Here is a 4,853-nt window from a genome sequence, read left to right on the forward strand (position 1 = left end):
CCGGCATACCTTTAATATTAAAAAAACAATCCGTTCGGCAAGAGCCTACATTGCAGCAGCCGGCTTATATGAGCTATATATCAATGGCGGCAAAACCGGCAATCACCGCCTGGATCCCATGTACACACGTTTTGACCGCCGTACGCTTTATGTTACCTACGATGTAACCGCGCAGCTGCAAAACGGGAATAACGCCATTGGCGTATTGCTGGGTAATGGCTGGTACAATCACCAGTCCACCGCGGTATGGTACTTTCACCTGGCGCCCTGGCGCGCAAGGCCGGCCTTTTGCCTGGACCTGAAAATTACCTATGCCGATGGCACTACCGAAACCATTACCTCCGGCAAACAATGGAAAACAGCTTTGAGCCCGGTGATCTTTAACAGCATTTACACCGCAGAACATTATGATGCGCGTTTGGAACAACCGGGATGGAACACAGTTAATTTCGATGATAAAAAATGGGAGGAGGTAACGCTCCGTTCCGCACCATCCAAAAATATTGTTGCGCAAAGCATGCAGCCTATCCGCAATGTTGAAACCATTCCTGCCAAAAGCATGAACAAGCTGTCCGACACAGTATATGTATTTGACCTGGGAAGAAATATTTCCGGCGTAAGCCAGCTTAGGGTTAAAGGCGAAAACGGAACGGTGATCCGGCTTAAACATGCGGAGAAAATAAACAAAGCCGGTCGTGCAGACCAATCCAACATTGACATTCACTACCGCCCAACAGATGATAAAGATCCCTTCCAGACCGACATCTTTATTTTAAAAGGGGAGGGGGAGGAAACCTTTATGCCCCGCTTTAACTACAAGGGTTTTCAGTATGTGGAGCTAACAGCCAGTAAACCGCTTACGCTCAGCAAGGAAAACCTTACCGGTTATTTCATGCACAGCGATGTAGCGCCGGTTGGGCATATCAGCTCATCCAGCAATACCATTAATAAAATATGGGAAGCCACCAACGTTTCTTATTTGTCTAACCTCTTCGGCTATCCCACGGATTGCCCGCAGCGTGAAAAGAACGGCTGGACCGGCGACGCGCATATTGCCAGTGAAACCGGCCTGTATAATTTTGATGGTATCACCATCTATGAAAAATGGATGGGCGATCACCGCGATGAGCAGCAACCCAATGGCGTGCTGCCTTCCATTATTCCCACCGGCGGCTGGGGATATGAGTGGGGCAATGGTCCCGACTGGACCAGCACCGTGGCTATCATCCCCTGGAACCTGTACATTTTTTACAATGACAGCAAAGCGCTGAAAGATAATTATGAGAACATCAAACGGTATGTGGATCATATTAATGAGCTGTATCCCGGCGGGCTTACCACCTGGGGCCTGGGCGACTGGGTGCCTGTAAAATCAAAATCACCGGTTGAATTTACCTCTACCGCTTATTATTATGCAGATGTAAGCATACTGGCCAAAGCAGCCGCTTTATTCCATAATAAAACAGATGAAGCTACCTACACGGCGCTGGCATTAAAAATTAAAAATGCCTTTAACGCTAAATATTTAAATACCGCCACCGGTATGTATGATAAAGGCTACCAAACGGAGCTAAGCGTGCCCCTGTACTGGGACCTGGCGCCTGCAGAGCTGAAAGGTAAAATAGCCGCTAACCTGGCCGAAAGGGTAAAGCAGGACAACTACCACCTGGATGCCGGTATCTTAGGCGCAAAGGCCATCCTGGGCGCTTTAAGCGATAACGGTTTTGCAGATGTAGCTTACCGCATTGCCTCCCAGGAAACATATCCCTCCTGGGGATGGTGGATCGTAAATGGCGCTACCAGCCTGTATGAGAACTGGGATATAGAGGCCAAATCAGACCTTTCCCTGAACCATATTATGTTTGGCGAAATAGGGGCCTGGTTGTATAAAGGCATTGGCGGTATAAAAGCCGATCCGCTGCAGCCCGGTTTTAAGAACGTGATCCTGGAACCCCATTTTGTTCCGGGCCTGGATCATTTTGAAGCATCGCACTACGGGCCTTTTGGCAATATTGTTTCCAGCTGGAAAAGGGAGGGGGGCAACGTTGTTTACAACGTAACCGTACCTGCTAATTCCACCGCTACAGTGCGCTTAACAGGGAAGGTTTATTTAGATGGTAAGCCCGTGCCTGCAACCTATAAGATATCATCAGGGAGCTACCGTTTTGAAATTAAATAGGCACGTGTGCCACACCTTAAAGGTGTGGCACACTTATCACCACTTTACCGCGTGCTGTTCCCGCCCGCTCTTCCCTTAATTATTCATTATTCATTATTAATTATTAATCGCCGCCCCGGCCTTACTCTGATGAATATGCCCGTGAATAATAGCCGCAATCTGGTCCAGGGAGGCCAGCTGCATATGCGGTAAGGTTTCACATGATTCCGGCAGCAGGGACCTCAGGTACTGCGATACTTTTACCCCTTCCGGTGCAATGCTGGTACTGGGCATGGCCAGGCTTTCCGGCGCAATATCCGGGTTCTGGCGCAATACTTCGGCCAGTAAGCTGTATAGATCGCGGATGGCTTCATCATCCTTCTCCACCGGGAAAGAGGCTACATAGGCCTTGCTCATTCTGCTCCGGATGGTGCTTATGCCAATACCGATGTCAAAAAGCCGGGCAAAAACACACAGCTCATATTCACCGATGCGGACAATGTTAAATTGCAGGTTCTCGATATCATGCTTATATATCATAGGTATGGGTTGTACTCTAATATACAACATATTATTAATATTTACATACCTAAATAAAAATAATTTTCCGGAAAAGCTATGAAGTGCCAAACACCATCTCCGCCGCATTTCATTTGCACATTTGCATATTTGCACATCTGCATATTATTACCCTACCTGCTGGCCTGTAATTTGAAGTGGGAATTATATGGAAAACACCAAAACATCTTTCTTCTACAGGAACAGCCTGAGCATTCTATTGCTGTCTATGATGCTGCTGTTCTGGTCATGCCAGTTTATTGCCGGCTGGAAAGAGCACAATAAAGACCTGGAAGAACAACAGCAGCCGGCGCTATCTGCCGCACAATACCTTACCAGCGGGCATTTTATTTCTGCCACCTTCGAGAACTGGGAAAGTGAATTTTTACAGATGGCCATTTATGTAGTGCTGACCGTCAGCTTCCGGCAAAGAGGTTCTTCGGAATCTAAAAAGCTGAAAGACGAACCCGGGGCAGGAGAAGAAGAGGTGGACCGGGAACCGCAGCCGCGGCCGGATGCGCCCTGGCCCGTACGTAAAGGCGGCATATGGCTGGCAATTTATCAGCACTCCTTATCCCTTGCATTCGCATTATTATTCCTTTTATCTTTCTTGATGCATTTTTTAGGGAGCCTCAGAGATTATAATGAAGAGCAGCTTATAAAAGGCCAACCCACCATGGCCGCAGGTGAATACCTGGGTGATGCGCATTTTTGGTTTGAATCGTTCCAGAACTGGCAAAGCGAATTTCTGGCCGTTGCTGCCATAGTGCTGCTTTCCATCTGGCTGCGGCAAAAAGGCTCACCGGAATCCAAACCAGTGGATGCGCCCCATTCCGAAACAGGGAAATAACGTATAGCTATTACCGTATCAATATCCGCAATGTTGTATATTTAGCTCAATTAACCCAACGTACGTTATGAGTAAATGTAAAACCCTGTTAGTTATTCTATTCCCGATGATCGCATTTAGCAGCCAGGCACAGGTAAAGCTGGCTACAGGAGCCAAAGACCGGGCCTCCTGGGTAAAAGCCATACAGCGCATTGCATACCCCGTTATTCACAATCTTGCTAATAATACGCTGCAAAAGAACATGCCCCTGGAAATGGGACCGGGATATACCAACCAGGTAAAGCAGGTCACTTACCTGGAAGCGCTGGGCCGCACACTGGCCGGTATAGCGCCCTGGCTTGCGCTGCCGGACGATAATACTGCCGAAGGCGCACTCCGTAAAAAAATGCGTACCGAAGCCTTGCAGGCCTTAGCCAATGCTGCTGATACCAGCGGGCCGGATTTTATAAATTTTGATATCCCTGCCGGCCAGCCCATTGTGGACGCAGCTTTCCTGGCACATGCCTTTATACGCGCGCCCAAAGCTTTATGGGAGCCGCTCAGTCAGAAAACAAAGCAACATTACATTAACAGCTTTAAAACCCTGCGTAACCGGGCCGCCGCTTACAGCAACTGGCTTTTGTTTGCCGGCATTACAGAAGGCTTCCTGTTAAGCATTGGCGAATCCTATGACCCTGCACGCATCCAGTTTGCCGTGAATAAAATGAGTGAATGGTATGTGGGCGATGGCTGGTATTCCGACGGTGAAAAGTTCAGCATGGACTATTACAATTCATTCGTCATCCATCCCATGATGGTGGATCTTTTAAAGATCTTGTCCGATAACAAAAAGGCAAAAAAAGAGCAGTATGACCAGGCCCTGAAACGGATGGTGCGCCATGCAGAATACCTTGAACGCATTATTGCGCCGGATGGCAGCTTTCCTGTTTATGGAAGATCGATGACCTACCGCAGCGGTGCTTTCCAGGCGCTGGCGCAAACCGTGCTGCTGGAACAGCTGCCGGAGCAGCTAACGCCAGGGCAGGTACGCAGCGCGCTTACACAGGTGATCCGCAAGCTGTACGACGGCAACCAGAACTTTGACCGTAATAACTGGCTGGTGCTGGGTTTTAACGGCCACCAGCCGGAGCTGGCCGATACCTATACATCAACCGGCAGCCTGTATATGGCCACCCTGGCCTTTTTACCCTTGGGATTGCCTGCGGAAAATACCTTCTGGACAGCAGCGCCCGCGCAATGGACCTCCGCAAAAATTTGGACCGGTAAACCCGCAAAAAAAGATTACAG

At 48.8% G+C, this 4,853-nt stretch carries 4 protein-coding genes; 3 read left to right on the forward strand and 1 reads right to left on the reverse strand.

Annotation, left to right across the window (positions count from 1 at the left end; genetic code table 11):
• On the forward strand, positions 1–2,179 hold a 2,179-nt coding region (locus VIM87_RS11985), incomplete at its 5' end, for an alpha-L-rhamnosidase (RefSeq protein ID WP_331997221.1).
• 96 nt (positions 2,180–2,275) lie between these two features.
• On the opposite strand, the gene VIM87_RS11990 is transcribed toward VIM87_RS11985, so the two are convergent.
• Positions 2,276–2,698: a hypothetical protein gene (locus VIM87_RS11990; RefSeq protein ID WP_331997222.1), complete on the reverse strand. Its 423-nt coding sequence runs from the start codon at positions 2,696–2,698 to the stop codon at positions 2,276–2,278.
• A 187-nt stretch (positions 2,699–2,885) separates the two neighbouring features.
• On the opposite strand from VIM87_RS11990, the gene VIM87_RS11995 reads away from it, so the two are divergent.
• Together VIM87_RS11995 and VIM87_RS12000 are read left to right on the forward strand one after the other, a co-directional pair.
• Positions 2,886–3,566, forward strand: a complete 681-nt coding sequence (locus tag VIM87_RS11995; protein ID WP_331997223.1) for a DUF6766 family protein — start codon at positions 2,886–2,888, stop codon at positions 3,564–3,566.
• Positions 3,567–3,633: 67 nt separating this feature from the next.
• A partial coding sequence (locus VIM87_RS12000; RefSeq protein WP_331997224.1) for a DUF2264 domain-containing protein occupies positions 3,634–4,853 on the forward strand: 1,220 nt, incomplete at its 3' end.

It is taken from the genome of Chitinophaga sp., assembly GCF_036569125.1.
Lineage (GTDB): Bacteria > Bacteroidota > Bacteroidia > Chitinophagales > Chitinophagaceae > Chitinophaga.

What these genes read in the sequence shown, in the direction of transcription:
- VIM87_RS11990 (WP_331997222.1), bottom strand. Translation starts at nt 2,698, where the DNA reads ATGATATATAAGCATGATATCGAGAACCTGCAATTTAACATTGTCCGC.
- VIM87_RS11995 (WP_331997223.1), top strand. Translation starts at nt 2,886, where the DNA reads ATGGAAAACACCAAAACATCTTTCTTCTACAGGAACAGCCTGAGCATT.